This window comes from Aerococcus urinaehominis (assembly GCF_001543245.1).
Classification (GTDB): domain Bacteria; phylum Bacillota; class Bacilli; order Lactobacillales; family Aerococcaceae; genus Aerococcus; species Aerococcus urinaehominis.
Genome location: NZ_CP014163.1, coordinates 288139 through 303864, shown reverse-complemented (window position 1 = coordinate 303864; position 15726 = coordinate 288139). Strand labels below are relative to the sequence as shown.

Below are 15726 nucleotides of genomic sequence, written 5' to 3'. Positions count from 1 at the left end.
GTCGCAGAGCAAGGAGTAGAGCGACGAGGCGATGCGGTAACGATGAACCGTAGGAGTGCGTAGTATTGCTAGAATATGTTCGAACGCAGTGAGCTACTCTCCTAAATGCGTTAGCTGAAAAATCTAAGTGATAAACCGTATAAGAACGGGGGTTTGAGGCATTTTATAAATGCCTAGAAGCCTCGTTTTTGGCTTGGAAGTAGAAGTTTTGACCTAGAAGATGATTTGCTGAACATTTTAACAAGTATGTATTTTAAAGTTACTTTTTGCCATTCTGGCTAAAGTGCTTGCTTGATTTTATTTAACCAATAATTTATCCTACGCCGATTATAATATTGTTTGTCGATATCTTGATTAATAATTATACACCCAGCTCCTGCACGTTATAGATCTATTATAGAGGGGCTGGGATTGATTTGATAGGCGATTACCATTAAGCTATTATTCCACAAAAATCAGTGCAATGAGGGTTAATATAATTGCTTCCAAAGTATAGCAAGATTGCCTTATGATGAGACAATCTTGCTGATAGTTATTGATATTCAATTGACACTTTATTTCTACTAGCCCTCATAGGCTAGCCAGCGCTTGGCTATGTTGATGCCTAACATTGATTCTAGCAACCCGATAAGCGTTAAGGCACTGAATTCTGCCATAGATAGGTGGCTAAAATGATTCATTTTAAGGCTTAAGTAACTCAGCATAAAGAGTTTGTCGGCAGAAGGAATTAGATTCTGGGCAGAAGTTAGGAAGCCCACAATTGAAATTAATACCGCTATTATCGTAATCACGCCCAAGGATTTGAATTTAATACTTATCGCTGAAAAAATCAGAATCAGCGGAATTGCAAAAAAGATACTTAGGCCGATGTATTCAATATATAAACTGAGATTAATCGTATTGAAGTGGCAAATCAATTTCCCTGCTCCAAGAAATAAAAGTAAAAAATACATTTGTGTGAGTGCAATAATGATAAAAGCAAGGACAGATTTAGCAATAATAAAAGTGATATTTGACTGAGGGCTTGTTCGAATGAGCTTCAAACCAGCCTTATGTTCTACACCCCAAAGACTGGCAACGATAATGCCAATCAGTGGCACATAGAAGAACATAAAATAAAAGAGCGAGACTTGTGTCCAGAGGCTCTGCCATTGATGGGTGAGAATCTCACGATTGCCTAAATAATTTATTAGGCCAAAAATATTAGCTAACAAAGGAATGATGAGCGCCGTTAGCGTCAGGTTGACTAATTTAATTTTTTTAAGTTCTAATTTTAACATGATGCACCTAGTATTCTTTCTGGCTGGGAGAGTTCTTAAAGTTTTTAATCACCTGGATGAGGAGCAGCAGGCTCAACAAACTGATAAAGAAGGTCATAATCTGCAAGTCATTCAGCAGTCGCTTGAATGTGTCGCCTTCTTTGACAAAGGATATATTCAATAAAGTCACATACCAAGCAAAAGGATTAATATAAGATAATGTTTTTGAAGTAAGCATACAGATGATTCCTGACATCGAACAGATAATGGAGAAAAATGTCGAGAAATACTCCTTTTTCACTTTCATCTCAATGAGGATAAAAAAAGCTACGAAAAACAAATTTATAAAGAGAGAAGTTAAGAAATAAATGCCACATCTCATAAGTAGATCTGGATTAATTTCAAAGTGAGTCGAGCTACTGGCAAGGACCAGCATGACACCCCATTCACACACATGGACGAGTAGGAGCTTGTAGGCAAGGGTTTTCCATTTATTCAGTAAAATGCGTTGGACACTCTGGCCGAAACTAAGCAATAACGCCCACATGTGGTGTTGTTCTTCAATTTCAATGACCTTCTTAACCATTCCTGCTAAGAATATCGGGTTAAAAATCATTGCCATCATAAAATAAGTATCTAATAGATCATATAGTGGATAGTCTGTAGTGGCATAGCTTTTGTCGCTAAATGGGATAAGAACGAACAGTAGATGCATGGCTATCATAATTGCCAATAGTAGTTGGATACCAGTACCTTTGATTTTTTTTGGTTCTAAATTTTTCATTGGTTTTGTGTCTCCTTAATAAATAGTTTTTCGAGACTTTCCTTTTCTTCTTCGACTCGATAGATTTCTAACTTATCTGCTAAGAAAGCAATAATTTCAGCGATTTCTTGATTTGAGCGCTTACCTAAGACGAGTTTTTGATGTCTGTCGTCTTGATCCGATAAGTTCAATAGTTGAGCCGCGAGTTGATTATTCGAGGTGGTTATTGAAATAACTGGTGGATGTAATTGGCGATATTCGGTGAGGGAACCGTTATAGACCAATTGTCCAGCTTTTAAGATGCCGATATGTGAAGCAATCTTTTCAATTTCATCTAAGATATGTGAAGAAATCAGAATGCTTGTATTAGTTAGCTTGACGATCCGAAGAAATAACTCGCGCATTTCTTCGATGCCGTATGGATCCAGCCCGTTAATCGGTTCATCGAGAATTAACAGCTTGGGCTTGCCAATCAAGGCGATAGCAATTCCTATACGCTGTTTCATTCCTAGGGAATATGCTTTGACTTTTTTGTTGGCATGATCGCTGAGGCCAACAACCTCCAGCACTGTCATAATCTCCGATGGCTCGATGCCCTTTAGTTCACAGATAATGGCCAAATTCTCCTTAGCAGTTAAGTGCTCATAAAAGGAGGGGCTCTCGATAAGTGAACCGAGTTGTTTGTTGAGCTTTTTTTTGGTGTGTTTTGTGACTTTTTGTCCAAAAAGCTCTATTTCACCCGCATCGACTTCAATCAATCCCAAAATCGCCTTCATAAGTGTTGATTTACCGGCTCCGTTGGGACCGATTAGCCCATAGATGCTTTTTTCTTGAATGGATAGTGACTCAATATTTAAGATGCAATGGCCATTGTAGGACTTTTTGAGTGAGTGAATGTTCAAAATAGTATTCATATTATCTACCTCCTGAGATCATCATACTTGCTGTAGCTTAAGCTAAGCTTTAACTTACCTCACATTTACTTCACATTTGCTTTTTAAGCGGAAGCGTATGCTATAATTTGCTGGAAGGAGACTAATATGAATGATTTTGAAGACTATACGATACTTATTATTGATGATGAAAAAGACATATTAGATAACTTATTTGATTATTTAAAAATGCACGCATTTAATAATGTACTGACGGCCAAAAATCTAAAAGAAGCAAATTTTAAACTGCTCAACCACCAGATACATCTAATCATTCTGGATGTCATGTTACCCGATGGTAGTGGGCTTGATTTTCTTAAACAGTTAAGGAGTCATTCGAATGTTCCAGTGATTATTCTATCTGCCTTAGATGGTCGCGATGACAAACGGGCCGGCTTTTTAAATGAAGCCGATGATTATATGGTCAAGCCATTCTTGCCGGAGGAGCTCTTATGGAAAATAAAGGCGATTCTAAGAAGAAGTTATAAAGAGTCTGATGAAGCGCAAGTTTATCTGGGCAATGTCATCTTTGACCGACAAAAAGCAGTCATCATTAATCAGGGCGTAGAGGAATCTTTGACGGCCAAGCAGTTCAAAATTTTAGATTTGCTGGCTTTAAATCTCAATAAAATAGTGTCTATTGATGCAATTTTGGAAGCTGTCTGGCAGGATTCTTATGGCTATGGCAATACTTTAATGACGCATATTTATCGCCTGCGGGAGAAGTTAGAAGTAGATCCCTCAAATCCTAAAATATTGGTGACGGTTCGTGGCTTAGGCTATAAGCTTATGGGAAGCGTAAAAAAATATGATTAATTATTTTTTAAAGAAACTGCGAAAGTTTTTGGCTACTACCTTGCTATTATTGACCGTTTTGCTACTAATTCTGTTAGGAGGTATCTATTTAAACTATCGTGTGTCGTTAAAATATGTTCAACCCGATGATGTTTATGAGTTTGTTTTTGCAAATGCGGTAGGAGAAGAGTTTCTTAACGAGACGAACCGAACTTATCTTCAAGCTAATGACATCTGGGCCATCCATCTGGATCAAGAGGGTCAAGTGGTTGAATCCTATCATAAACCGGCTGAAGTTCCAGCGAAATTTAGCTTAAGCGATATCGTTCGCTTTACACGCTTTTATTTGCAGGATTATCCAGTGTTCACCTATGTAGCTGGCGATGGTATTCTGGTCTTTGGCTACCCTAAGGGATCACTGGATAAATTACCCTTTAATTATGTGAGTACAGAAGCTTTGTGGCTTAACTTTAAATTAGCTCTTCTATTGGGAATGTTTTTCGTATTTTTTAATATTGTTCTTTATTATCGTGAAGTAAGACTTCTTCGGCAAAAGCTTGAGCCGTTAGAAACATCAATCGAGCATCTGTATAAAGATAGCTATCAGCCATTGGATGAAACAGGAGATCTCAAGTCTATCGCTGTCACGATCAATCAAGCTAACCAGAACTACAAACTATTAAAAGAATCCCAAGCGCAGTGGCTAAGAGGCATCAGCCACGACATCCGGACCCCGCTTACTAAGATTAATTGGGGTCTAGAAAAGTTAAAAACAGCGGAGAACTCCTTTGAAATTTGTCAAATGAATCGACACGTGATGCAGATTAGTAAGACCATCGAAGATCTTAATTTAACGAATCGCTTAGATACATTATCCACTGATATCTTTGTGGAAACTAACCCAATCACTGTTATCCGTCAATTAATCGTCGATACCTTAAATGAGCATCCTGAAAGAGAGATCTTATTTAATAATACAGTTGCAAACGAGGTCAAAATCCTTATGGACGCTGGTTTGTTTTCTCGCATGTTGGAAAATATAATACAAAATAGTCTCAATTATTCTTCAGGTATCATCAAGGTGACGACCAGCTTGTCTGATCACCAATTCATAGTTGAATGTGTTGATCTGGGCCCGGGCTTAAGCGAGGAAGTCATTGCACGCTTAAATACATGCGATATTTCCAAAATTAAAAGCCACGGCCTCGGCCTATTCATATCTAAACAAATCGCCCAGCTGCATCATGGGGAGATGGAAATTGCTAATCAATCTCTTGGTCTGAAAGTCAGCTTTTATTTTGACTTATCGAGTGAAATTTCGATTTGATAGGAAAATGATGAAAAGTTTTTTGAAAGTTTAGCTATACATTGAGGGGAATAACAACCACTTTTTCAGATATCATTCAGATTTTTGTCTAAGGCTTTACTTAATCGACTTTTGTCTCATCTTCTTTTCTAATAATTTTGAGGTATCATGTGTTATGATAATGGCTATCATTAGTTATTTAGAAAGAAGTCTTTAACATTAATTATTTAATCGAAAGCAATAACTTTAATCACAATTCCCGCATTTATGGCGACCTATTTGATCAGGTGCTGACTGATCCTATTTTGTCCGATTATCGCTTGCTTGTACCTAAGAACTACTTAAAAAAATTAGCCCAAGAGATTCGGGTAGTGGACCAACAAGCAGTTTATTTTCTAGGTTCCGGTGACTACCATTATCTATCCTTGCCCATTATGGCTCATTTTACAAAGTCTTTTTCTGTCTTGGTTTTCGACCATCATATTGATGCTAGCGAGCTAATTTTCCCTGGCATGCTGTCCTGTGGCTCTTGGATTCGTGACTTGCTTGCTGACTTTGACCAAGTGGCTCATGTTTATATCCTAGGACCAGATATGAGTCATGGCTATCCCCACAAAGCTATGCCCAACTGGGTCAAGCAAAAACTAACCATTCTTAGTGAACGCGACTTGCTAGCCGGCCACTATCAAGAACTAGCAAAAGCCTTGGCAGGCCAGCAAATCTACCTAAGTGTCGACCGCGACATCTTAGCGACCTGTGAACTAGCAACCTCCTGGGACCAAGGACGACTGACTAGCCAGCAATTATGCCACTGGATTGAGGCAATTGTGCCTAATCACCAACTCTTAGGGGCTGATATTTGTGGTGACATGAATTGGACCAGCCAGTCTGTCTTTAACTTGGACTATAAAAAGTTAGTTAGCCAGTCTCGGCAAAGTTTGCAAGACCTACTGACCACTATTAAAAATCTATTTTAAAAAAATAACTGTTAGGATCAGAGCAAACTACCCAAGCATGTTTAAAATATCGAGAATTCTGCACGGGTCGACTAGGATATAGACCGTGCTGAATATCTTCATTTCGTCTATAAAGAGTCTTTGCTAAAAACTTAACTAAGTCTGAGGGTTATGCTGATTTGGTGACCGAGTCCATTAGTAAGCGACGCAAAAAGAGGATATGAACTTTGATAAATCTCCTCCAGACCATATTGGCGCATGGCGTCTCAAGGTACTAGTAACTTTTACATAAAATTTACTAGTTCTTAACACTAGTTAGTTAGAATATAGAGGCTGAAAAAATGACTAATTACTTGGAGGACAATCAGGATGACATATTTACCACCAGTACAGAAAAATGCCTTTAATAGCCTTTTAAATCACCGCGATTTTCTTATCATCGCACATCGGGGATTTTGGGGCGGCAATATTATCCAAAATACGCGTCAAGCTGCTATCCTAGCTAAACGGGCGGGTGCAGATGTGGTAGAGGTCGATGTTTGTCGGTCCCAGGATGGTGTCTATTATCTATTCCACAATGGCCATGAAAATCAGTTATTAGGCCTAGGCAACCAGGATTTTTCGCAGTTTACTAGTGGTGAGATAGATCAGGCTAGCTTTCTGAATTCAGTTGAAGCTACTTCTGGCTATTATTGTGAGCGCTTGGCAGATTTTTTAGCTTGACTACCTGAGGACTATTTGATTAATATTGACCGCGCCTGGGATTATTTTGCTGACTCAGATTTTATTCGGCTCATACGTGAATCAAATAAAGCCAATCAAATCTTCCTAAAATGTCCGGTTACCAATGATATCGCCCTTAATCATTTGCAAGAATTAGCTAGCGATTTGATGTTTGTCGCTATTGTTGAAAGCCAGGATGACCTAACCGCTTGCTTGACCTATGATCAAATCAATTTAATTGGTCTGGAGTTGGTCATTAGAAAGACTGATTCTGACTTATTAGATGTTGAATGGCAAGGTCAGCTAACCAGCCAGGGTTATCTGGTTGTGGTTAATGCTGAAAAGTTGGGAGCTGATACCCATCTTTACAACAATTTAAGTGATGATCAAGCCTTATTATTAGGGGGCGAGCTTGCGTGGGGTCAGATGCTTAAGCAAGGCGCTAATGCAATCATTACTGACTGGCCCAATTTTTTAAATGACTATCGCCAAGACTTAAAAAAATAATAAATATGAAAAACGGCTAAGACTTTATAGTAAAGTTTTAGCCGTTTTTTCTGTATATTTTAATTAATTTCTTATCCGTTTTATGAAACTTGCTTGGGCAGCTAATTGTTTATCCATTAATAAATCAATCAGGGCTTGGCAATCATCTTGGTCATTTGCTTGGTCAATCGCAGCATAATAGGCTGATGCCTCTTGATCATGAATGATAATCGGCAGGTAGCCATTTTGAATTAAATCAAAATTGATTAATAAACGACCAACATGCCCATTGCCGTCCTGAAAGGGGTGGATTTTTTCTAGATGGGCATGAAACCAGGCGATGACTTCAAATATTGATTGGTCCTGACTAAGTTTTATATTATGGTACTTTTGAATAACCTGGTCCATACGCATAGGGGTTTCCCAAACCTCAGCTGTCAAAATGTCAGGACTAATCAACTGATTGTCTGCTGTTTTATACTGACCAGCGATAGCAATTTCATCACGACGGACAATACTGTGAATTTTTTTAATTAGATTTTGGTCCACAATTTGGCTATCCAAGGCGAGGTCACGAATATAGTAGCAGGCGGCCTCTAGGTTAACAGCTTCCACATAGTCCTTAAGTCGTTTTCCACCCAGCGTTGCCCGCTCTTGGAGTAAGGCTTGAGTTTCTACGAAAGTTAATGGATTACCATCAACATGGCAGGAATGGTAAACAAAATTAAGCACAAAGTCTTGCCAAGCTTGATCAGTCACTGGCTGACTAATGGGGAGGTGGCAGGCAATTGCTTGTTGGTTTGCTTCAATCTGGTCTAGTTTGCTGGCTAACATGGCGTTCATCCTCTCTATTTCCAGTCCGTAGTATAGCATAGTCTGGCATTATACGAAGATGAAAATGTGACCTAAGTTTTAACTATAAAAATAAAATACTGTTACATAGGTATTTTCAGCAGACCTTTATAAAATTTTATGGCTTTAATGGTGAATTACATTTTGGCTCGCTTGGATTTTAGCAATCACCGTTTGTCCGGCTGGACTAGTTAAAAATTCCTGGCTAGTAGCTGGTAAATAGCTGAGGGCTTGATCTATTTTCCCATTTTTAATTAGGTCACGTACATGAGAGGCAGAAACAATCTGATTGTCGATGATAAGTCGAGAGACTTCATAGCAGCTAATACCTGCTTTAGGTAGGATGGTTTGCATGGCCTGGTTATAAGCGGCTGTGACCTGGCTAAAGGGTTCTTGCCCGACTAGGCGGCTGGTGATGCCAATTGTTTCAGCAATCTTAATAAATATTGCAGCATCGAGCTGGGCTTGACTAGAGACAACCTGTCCTTTGTCTTGAAAAAAATAGCTTGGGAAGCTGGCCTGGCTAATCAGATAGGGTCCAGTTTCCTGGTAGACAATTTGATCCAGATCTTGAGTGCCAGCCATAATTAATTGGCGACGGATATGGTGGGGAAAGAGAGATTGGTCTTCCGACACAATAAAGAGGTGGACTTCATCGGCGTTTTGACAGGCTTTGTCAACCAGATAGCGGTGGCCCAGGGTAAATGGATTGGCATTCATCACTAAACTGGTCTTGTTAGGCCGGTCGCTTCGTCCTGTCTTTAAATTTTTAAGGTAACGTGCAAATCCTTGTGGCTGATTTTCCATAAAGACAACCTGGTCAGGAACACGGGCAATTTCATGAAAACCTAGCCGGTTAAAAAATTTTGCTGCTGTGGTTTTTGTGTAAAGAAAAATATGGGTGTAGCCCCGGTTTTGCTGAAAAGCAACTAGGTGGCTGACCAAACTATTCAAAAGTTGCTCACCTTGGTAGGCTGGATCAATCGCCAAGCAACGCAGACTGTTCATAAAGCAAGAACCGGTGGCAATTAAATCATGGTCCTGATTATATATGCCACAAGTATAGTCTAAATTTAGATCACGGTTGATACCTGCTAGCTCAAGCAGGCGGTCAACTGCAGCCTGACCACGATGGTCACTGGCGTAAATAGTGGTGACGGTAAATTCATTCATGATGACTCACTCCTTGATGATGGTCTGTTAACTGGCTTGCCTCTTCAACAAAGTTGATAAAGGCTTTAACCTGGTTAAGTGCCAACACAGCTGGATTATACATTAGGTAGGTTGGGCGCTTAAAAGCTTGTCCATCAGCAAAGCTAAGAGGAATGCAATCGCCGTTAAAATCATCTAAACAGATTTCCGGCACGATCGCCCAACCACTGTCTGCTTTAACTAGTTCAACGCAAGTCGTCAGGTTGTCAACCTGAAAACTAGGCGTTAAATTTTCCCAACCTTGTTCGTGCAACCATTGGCGGGCTGCCTGCTGAAAGGCCAGGTCAGTTTCTCTACCGATATAGGGCAGGTCTTGAAAGGGGATGAAGTGGTTGGCCTGACTTTTAATGGCACAGATTTTTTCTTGGGCCAGACAGACTTTATGACCAGACCAAGGATATTCCCCACGGATAATAGCCAGGTCCAAATGGCCTGCTAACAGCTCTTGATAGAGCTGACGGCTGTGGTCACTTTTAACCTGGACTGTAACCTGTGGATAGCGCATCCGAAATTGCATCAAGACCTGGGGCAGCTTGTAGAAGGAGAAATTTAGGGAGCTGCCCAATTTTAACTGGCCGGATATGATTTCCTTAGTAAAATCTAAGCGGCTACGCATAATCTCCAGCTCCTTGGTGATTTTTCTAACACTAGCCAAAACGGCTTCACCAGCAGAGGTGAAGCGGATGCCTTGGTTAGAACGGATCACCAATCGGGCCTGTAAATCTTCCTCTAATTTTTTTAATCGCTTAGATAAGGCGGATTGGGAGATATAAAGTTGCTTGCTAGCCTGAGTAATATTGGCAGTCTCAGCTAGGGCTAGCAAAAGGTCAAAATCTTTTTCGTCCATGATAAACCCTTTCACTGTCGCCGGATTTTCATCTAACGGCTCATACTAGTATATATTTATAGCTCATTATACATGAATTTTATTCAGACTTTTCTGTAAATGCTATGACATTTGAGAATGTCTGGTTAGGAAAATTCGCTATTTTACAAGGGAACTTGAATGCGTTTTACTATGACTATAAATTAGCGAAAGGAATGAAGCAGATGAAAATTGAAAACACTGCTATTGCAGGCACCCTGGAATCTAGTGATGCCCAAGTAACTGTTGGTCCTAGTACTGATGGCTTAGATTTAACAATCCAAAGTAGTGTCATGAACCAATATGGTCGGCAAATTTACCGAGTGGCCAAAGAGACCTTAGACCAATTAGGGGTCGACCAAGCTAGTGTGACTATTGTCGATCAAGGGGCACTGGATTGCACGCTTAAGGCCAGGTTAGAATGTGCGGTTTACCGATCATTGGGTCAGTCAGACCAAGCCATTAAATGGGAGGTGCTATAAATGATTAAACGACCAACGCCACAAAAGATGCGTCTACGTCGGACCATGATGTTTATGAATGCTCAAAAGCCGGGTCTTTTAAAGGATGCCTATATCTATGGCGCCGATAGTATTATTTTGGACTTAGAAGATGCAGTGGCCGAAAATCAAAAGGATGCAGCACGTTTCTCACTTTATCAAGCACTCAAGCACATTGACTACGGTGAAACTGAAGTTTTGGTGCGGATTAATGGTCTCGATACCCCACACTGGCAGGAAGATATCCGTTGTGTTGTCGCTGGTGGAGCTGATGGAATCCGAATTGCCAAGTGTGAGACTGCTGATGACGTACGTCAGGTTGAGGCAGCTGTTGAAGCAGCTGAAATTGAATTTGGTGTGTCTGTCGGCCGGACACTTTTGATGGCTGCCTTAGAGAGTCCTTTAGGTATATTAAATGCTTATGACATTGTGACGGCCTCTGACCGCATGTTTGGTTGTGCGATTTCTGGTGGAGACTTCCGTAAAAGTATGCAGGTTCAGATTGAACCGGGCGGGATTGAGATGTTGGCAGCGCGTGGTCAGATGTTGTTAGCAGCTCGGGCTGCTGGTGTCCAGTGTTTCGACACCATGTTCCCTAATATAGATGATATGGAAGGTTTTAAGGCAGAAGTGATTCAAAACCATCAAATGGGCTTTGATGGTAAGAGTGTGGTCAATCCTAAACAGATTCAATTTGTCCATGAAACTTTTGCCCCAAGTGAAGAAGAAATTCGTTATGCAGAAAAACTAGTTCGATCTTTTAATGAACAGGCCGATTCAGGGGTTGGCGTGTACACAGTTGATGGCAAAATGGTTGACTTGCCATTCTTTGACGATGCACGACGTATTCTTGATTTGGCTAAGGCAACTGGTATTTATGACGGTGACTTATAGAGAGGTGGTTACAAATGAAAAATGCAGTTAATCGAGAAATTCCTGACCACTTGCTAGGTTCAGACCGGCAAGTTTACCAGGGTAAGTATGCTAAGGATGGGACTTATGTACAAAAGGCCAGTCCTAGAACCCGTCGTCACGTGAAACCTGAAGAGACTAAGCTTTGTCAGTCCATTAGGGAAGCGTGTGAACGCTGTGGTGCCCACGATGGGATGACTTTCTCCTTCCATACAGAATTTAGAGACGGCGACTATGTGGCCAGTATGGTGGCTAAGGTTCTAGTTGAAGATATGGGTCTTAAGGACATTACGGTTGCAGCTACTTCTTTAGGTCAAGCTCAAGAAGTAATCGCTGACTATATTGAAGCAGGAAAAATTACTGGTATCCAGACCTCCGGGGTTAGGGGCCGAGTGGGTGAAGTAATTTCTGCGGGAAAATTAGCACAACCCGCTATTATTCGTAGCCACGGTGGGCGTCCTAGAGCCGTAGAAGCCGGTGAGGTACAGATAGATATTGCCTTCTTAGCAGCGGCTAGTGCAGATAAATATGGCAATGCTAGCGGTTTAGGGGGCAAAAATAATTGTGGCTCTATGGGATTTGCTATTCATGATGCCTACTATGCTGATCATACAATCATTATTACCGATTGCCTAGTTGACTTTCCTAATCTGCCAGCTTCGATTAATGCAATCGACGTTGACTGTGTCTGCTTGGTTGACCAGATTGGTGATCCAAGTAAGATATCTACTAAAGAAGCCCGCATGACTGAAAATCCAAGAGAATTAATGATGGCAGAAAATGTCGCCAAGGTTATGGCAGCGACTCCTTATTTTAAAGATGGCTTTTCCTTCCAAACGGGTGTTGGTGGCCCATCTTTAGCTGTCACCCAATTTTTAGAAAAAGACTTACGTGCTAAAAATATTAAAATGAGTTTCTGTTTGGGTGGTACGAGTTCAGCGATTTGCCATTTGCAAGACCAAGGCTTGGTTGACTATATCCTAGATACCCAGGACTTTGACCAAGGCGCTATTAAACATCTAGCTAGTCATCCTAACCATTTAGAAATAAGCTTGAGTGAGTATGCTAATCCGGCTAATAAGGGTGCTTATGTTAATATGTTGGACTTTGTGGTTTTATCAGCTTTGGAAATTGATACGGACTTTAATGTCAACGTTGTAACGGGTTCTGATGGCGTCTTGCGCGGGGCACCAGGTGGTCATCCTGATACTGCAGCGGGCAGTAAGTGCTGTATTATTGTGACACCGCTCACTCGGGGACGGATGGCCACTGTTTGTGATCTAGTGGTAACAGTAACTACGCCAGGGGATTGTATTGATGTTTTAGTCACAGATTATGGCATTGCTGTTAATCCAGCCCGTCCTGACTTAGCTGAAAGCTTAACAGCAGCTGGTATTAAGCATGTACCAATTCAAGCATTACGCGACAAGGCCTATGAGTTAGTGGGTCAACCTGACGACCTGGAATTTGACGACCAGGTGGTGGCAGTAGTTGAAGCCCGCGATGGCACAATTTTAGATGTTGTTAAAAAAGTAAAACCATTTAGTCTATAATTTTATAAACTATAAAAGAGCCTGGTTTAGAAATCAGTAACTCAATTATTAACTCCACTTTTAAGCTGGGCGTATGCCCAGTTTTTATTTTCTGAAATACAAGTTTGCATTTTTTGTTATGAAAACATTAATTGTTTCGCATCCGTTAAACTAGGACAAAGACTGCAAACTAAACGGGCAATTTCTAGTGTTATCGTTTTCAATTGTGGCGTATTTTGCTACAATAAACCCATAAAAAGGAGGAGAAACATGATCACATTTATTGGGGGTATCGCCCTCTTATTAGTTGGTTACTTTTTATATGGGTCCTATATTGAAAAAAACTTTCAAATTGAACCTGACCGCAAAACCCCGGCCGAGGTTTTAAGAGATGGTTTTGATTTTGTACCCATGAATAAAGCAACTAATAGTCTGATTGAATTATTGAATATTGCGGGGACTGGCCCAATTTTTGGTCCGATTATGGGTGCCTTATATGGACCGGTTGCCTATATTTGGATTGTGGTGGGCTGTATTTTTGCCGGAGCTGTCCATGACTATATGATTGGTATGATTTCACTGCGTAATAATGGCGCCCACTTGCCTGAATTGGCTGAGCGCTATTTGGGTAAATCAGTGAAACATGTGGTTAATATCTTTGCCATGTTACTGTTAATGTTGGTTTCTACTGTTTTTGTGGTAACACCTGCTTCATTAATTGCTGATTTAACACCTGGTTGGTTAAGTGTGCCGGTAGCTATCATTTTAATTTTTATCTATTACTTAATTTCAACGATTTTACCAATTGATAAGGCCATGGGTAAAGTTTATCCTTGGTTTGGGGCAGCATTGATTCTTTCAACTGTAGGTATTGGGGCAATGATGATTTTTACTCAAGGTGGCAATCTGCCAAATCTGACTGCTGCAACACTGCAAAGCTTCCATCCTAACGGCACCCCAATCTTCCCAGCTCTCTTCTTTACAATTTCATGTGGCGCTATTTCTGGTTTCCATGCTACCCAAGCGCCAATGGTTTCACGGACCATTACAGATGAGCGTGAAGGTCGGTTTACCTTCTATGGTATGATGATTGCTGAAGGTGTCATTGCCATGATTTGGGCGGCTGCTTCTATGGCTCTATTTGATGGCCAAACTTTGGCTGATATGATTGCTGAGGGGACCCCATCAGTGGTAGTTAATGCAGTATCTTATAGCTTGCTAGGTTCTGTTATTGGTACAGTTGCCATTCTTGGGGTTATTGTTTTACCAATTTCTTCAGGGTTATCTGGTTTCCGTAGTTTACGTGGTATTGTCGCTGATTATCTTCACATTAAACAAGATAATCTACGTAAAATTTTAATGGTAACGATTCCACTTTTCATTATTTCTTACATCTTAACGCAGGTAAACTTTGATATCCTATGGCGTTACTTTAACTGGGCCAACCAGGTAACGGCTGTTATTTCTCTCATGGTTTCAACCCGCTACTTATATCTTAAAGGACGTAATTACTTAGTAACTTTGATTCCAGGTAGCTTTATGCTATATGCTGTCATGGTGTATATTTTAAGTGAACCAATCGGCTTCCGGATGGGTCTGACCACGATAACCTATATCCTAGGCGCTGTCCTATCAGCTATCGTATTAGCCGTCTTCCTCTATACAGGTAAACAGCAACGTGATAAGTTATCTCCTGATGCTAAGTTAATTAACGACCAATTACCAATTGAAGTATTAGCACAAATGTAGTTATCTAATGCGTACTCAAAAAGCTAGGCTAAGGCCTAGCTTTTTTTACTGGTTAATTTATTGAGCCGCTTGGTTAAATTGCTTTAAAACGCTTGTCCATGGTAAGATAGTAGGGAAGATTCAAGTAAAAGGGGTATCACTATGGCAGAATTAGATGTAAGGCGTTTTCCAACTAAAATTGGTAACCGCCACTTTGTGATTAAAGCAAGTAAATCCAATGAACATATGCAGGCCGTTTCTGACGCTGTAAATGACCGTCTACAGAAAATCGGCCGACAAAATACAGCCCTAAAGACTGACGAAAGGGCCTTACTTCTAGCGGTTAATTTGATGTCTGATTTAATTGAAGCTCAGGATGAGTTAACTCAGTTAAGACGAGATAATAATGTGCTGCTTAACAAACACGAAAATCGAGACCGAGAATTCAAGCAGTTAGAAGAAATGTTAGCTAACAATACGCGAGAAAACGACCAACTTCAAGCCAATCTTAAGGCGCTCAATGCTGACCAGGAGCGCATGCAGGATCAAATGAATATCCTGTTGCAAGCGATTGCCATGAAAGAAGACCAAGTTCAAGCTGAGCAAATGACGAGCCAAGACATACAAAAGGATAGTTCCGAACCTGGTCAGGATACTAATGATCAGAAGTCACAAATAAATCAATCAGACCAGCTGACTGGTCACTCCCAAGATAATAGGTCTAGGGCGTCAAAGAATACCCAAGGCCCAATCGCGGTTGACCAATCGAATCATGTAAATAGGAAGTATCATATTAATCAAGGTTTAAATCCAAATTTTGATATGGATACTTTAATAAAAGCAAACGGTAGTCCGCGCAGCCATTTACAACAGACACCGCGCGACTAGCAAGTATTTAGGAGGCT

16 protein-coding genes are annotated in these 15726 nt (G+C 40.5%); 10 read left to right on the top strand and 6 right to left on the bottom strand.

Annotated features, from left to right (window positions below; genetic code table 11):
* Nucleotides 1–563 precede the first annotated feature (563 nt).
* From AWM75_RS01355 to AWM75_RS01345, 3 genes are read right to left on the bottom strand one after another with little or no spacing between them, the layout of a single operon-like run.
* Nucleotides 564–1280, bottom strand: a complete 717-nt coding sequence (locus AWM75_RS01355) for an ABC transporter permease (protein WP_067977386.1) — start codon at nucleotides 1278–1280, stop codon at nucleotides 564–566.
* A 7-nt stretch (nucleotides 1281–1287) separates the two neighbouring features.
* A complete protein-coding gene (locus AWM75_RS01350) occupies nucleotides 1288–2043 on the bottom strand; it encodes an ABC transporter permease (protein WP_067977384.1) in 756 nt (251 codons plus the stop codon).
* Entirely contained in the window at nucleotides 2040–2936 is an 897-nt protein-coding gene (locus AWM75_RS01345; RefSeq protein WP_067977382.1) for an ABC transporter ATP-binding protein, read from the bottom strand. Before AWM75_RS01345 ends, AWM75_RS01350 begins: the two co-directional genes overlap by 4 nt.
* 126 nt (nucleotides 2937–3062) lie before the next feature.
* Between AWM75_RS01345 and AWM75_RS01340 the strand changes: the two genes are divergently transcribed.
* From AWM75_RS01340 to AWM75_RS01320, 5 genes are all read left to right on the top strand, one after another.
* The gene (locus AWM75_RS01340; RefSeq protein WP_067977380.1) at nucleotides 3063–3770 is read left to right on the top strand and encodes a response regulator transcription factor; all 708 of its coding nucleotides are present in this window, start codon (nucleotides 3063–3065) and stop codon (nucleotides 3768–3770) included.
* 100 nt (nucleotides 3771–3870) lie between these two features.
* Nucleotides 3871–5076 carry a sensor histidine kinase gene (locus AWM75_RS01335; RefSeq protein ID WP_158320144.1) on the top strand — a complete coding sequence of 402 codons (1206 nt, stop codon included), beginning with the start codon at nucleotides 3871–3873 and terminating at the stop codon, nucleotides 5074–5076.
* Nucleotides 5077–5342: 266 nt separating this feature from the next.
* The gene (locus AWM75_RS01330; RefSeq protein WP_158320142.1) at nucleotides 5343–6032 is read left to right on the top strand and encodes an arginase family protein; all 690 of its coding nucleotides are present in this window, start codon (nucleotides 5343–5345) and stop codon (nucleotides 6030–6032) included.
* 348 nt (nucleotides 6033–6380) lie between these two features.
* Nucleotides 6381–6734, top strand: coding sequence for a glycerophosphodiester phosphodiesterase family protein (locus AWM75_RS01325; protein WP_067977377.1), 354 nt, complete (start codon nucleotides 6381–6383; stop codon nucleotides 6732–6734).
* Between the two features lie 15 nt (nucleotides 6735–6749).
* Entirely contained in the window at nucleotides 6750–7241 is a 492-nt protein-coding gene (locus AWM75_RS01320; protein WP_067977376.1) for a hypothetical protein, read from the top strand.
* A 63-nt stretch (nucleotides 7242–7304) separates the two neighbouring features.
* Here the strand turns inward: AWM75_RS01320 and AWM75_RS01315 are convergent, their stop codons facing one another.
* The 3 genes from AWM75_RS01315 to AWM75_RS01305 all read right to left on the bottom strand — a co-directional run bounded on the left by AWM75_RS01315 (nucleotide 7305) and on the right by AWM75_RS01305 (nucleotide 10131).
* Nucleotides 7305–8054: a Fic family protein gene (locus AWM75_RS01315; RefSeq protein WP_067977375.1), complete on the bottom strand. Its 750-nt coding sequence runs from the start codon at nucleotides 8052–8054 to the stop codon at nucleotides 7305–7307.
* Nucleotides 8055–8198: 144 nt separating this feature from the next.
* The gene (gene citC / locus AWM75_RS01310) at nucleotides 8199–9248 is read right to left on the bottom strand and encodes a [citrate (pro-3S)-lyase] ligase (protein WP_412459289.1); all 1050 of its coding nucleotides are present in this window, start codon (nucleotides 9246–9248) and stop codon (nucleotides 8199–8201) included.
* A complete protein-coding gene (locus tag AWM75_RS01305) occupies nucleotides 9238–10131 on the bottom strand; it encodes a LysR family transcriptional regulator (RefSeq protein ID WP_067977373.1) in 894 nt (297 codons plus the stop codon). The genes citC and AWM75_RS01305 overlap by 11 nt, the downstream gene beginning before the upstream one ends.
* A gap of 104 nt (nucleotides 10132–10235) precedes the next feature.
* Here AWM75_RS01305 and citD point away from each other — a divergent pair, with 104 nt between their 5' ends.
* The 5 genes from citD to AWM75_RS01280 all read left to right on the top strand — a co-directional run bounded on the left by citD (nucleotide 10236) and on the right by AWM75_RS01280 (nucleotide 15709).
* A complete protein-coding gene (gene citD / locus AWM75_RS01300) occupies nucleotides 10236–10631 on the top strand; it encodes a citrate lyase acyl carrier protein (protein WP_235585066.1) in 396 nt (131 codons plus the stop codon).
* Nucleotides 10632–11543, top strand: coding sequence for an aldolase/citrate lyase family protein (locus tag AWM75_RS01295; protein ID WP_067977371.1), 912 nt, complete (start codon nucleotides 10632–10634; stop codon nucleotides 11541–11543).
* A 14-nt stretch (nucleotides 11544–11557) separates the two neighbouring features.
* Nucleotides 11558–13114 carry a citrate lyase subunit alpha gene (gene citF / locus AWM75_RS01290; RefSeq protein ID WP_067977370.1) on the top strand — a complete coding sequence of 519 codons (1557 nt, stop codon included), beginning with the start codon at nucleotides 11558–11560 and terminating at the stop codon, nucleotides 13112–13114.
* 249 nt (nucleotides 13115–13363) lie between these two features.
* On the top strand, nucleotides 13364–14842 hold the full coding sequence (locus AWM75_RS01285; RefSeq protein ID WP_067977369.1) for a carbon starvation CstA family protein: 1479 nt from the start codon (nucleotides 13364–13366) through the stop codon (nucleotides 14840–14842).
* A 141-nt stretch (nucleotides 14843–14983) separates the two neighbouring features.
* Complete coding sequence (locus AWM75_RS01280; RefSeq protein ID WP_067977368.1) at nucleotides 14984–15709, top strand: cell division protein ZapA; 726 nt, start codon at nucleotides 14984–14986, stop codon at nucleotides 15707–15709.
* Nucleotides 15710–15726 lie beyond the last annotated feature (17 nt).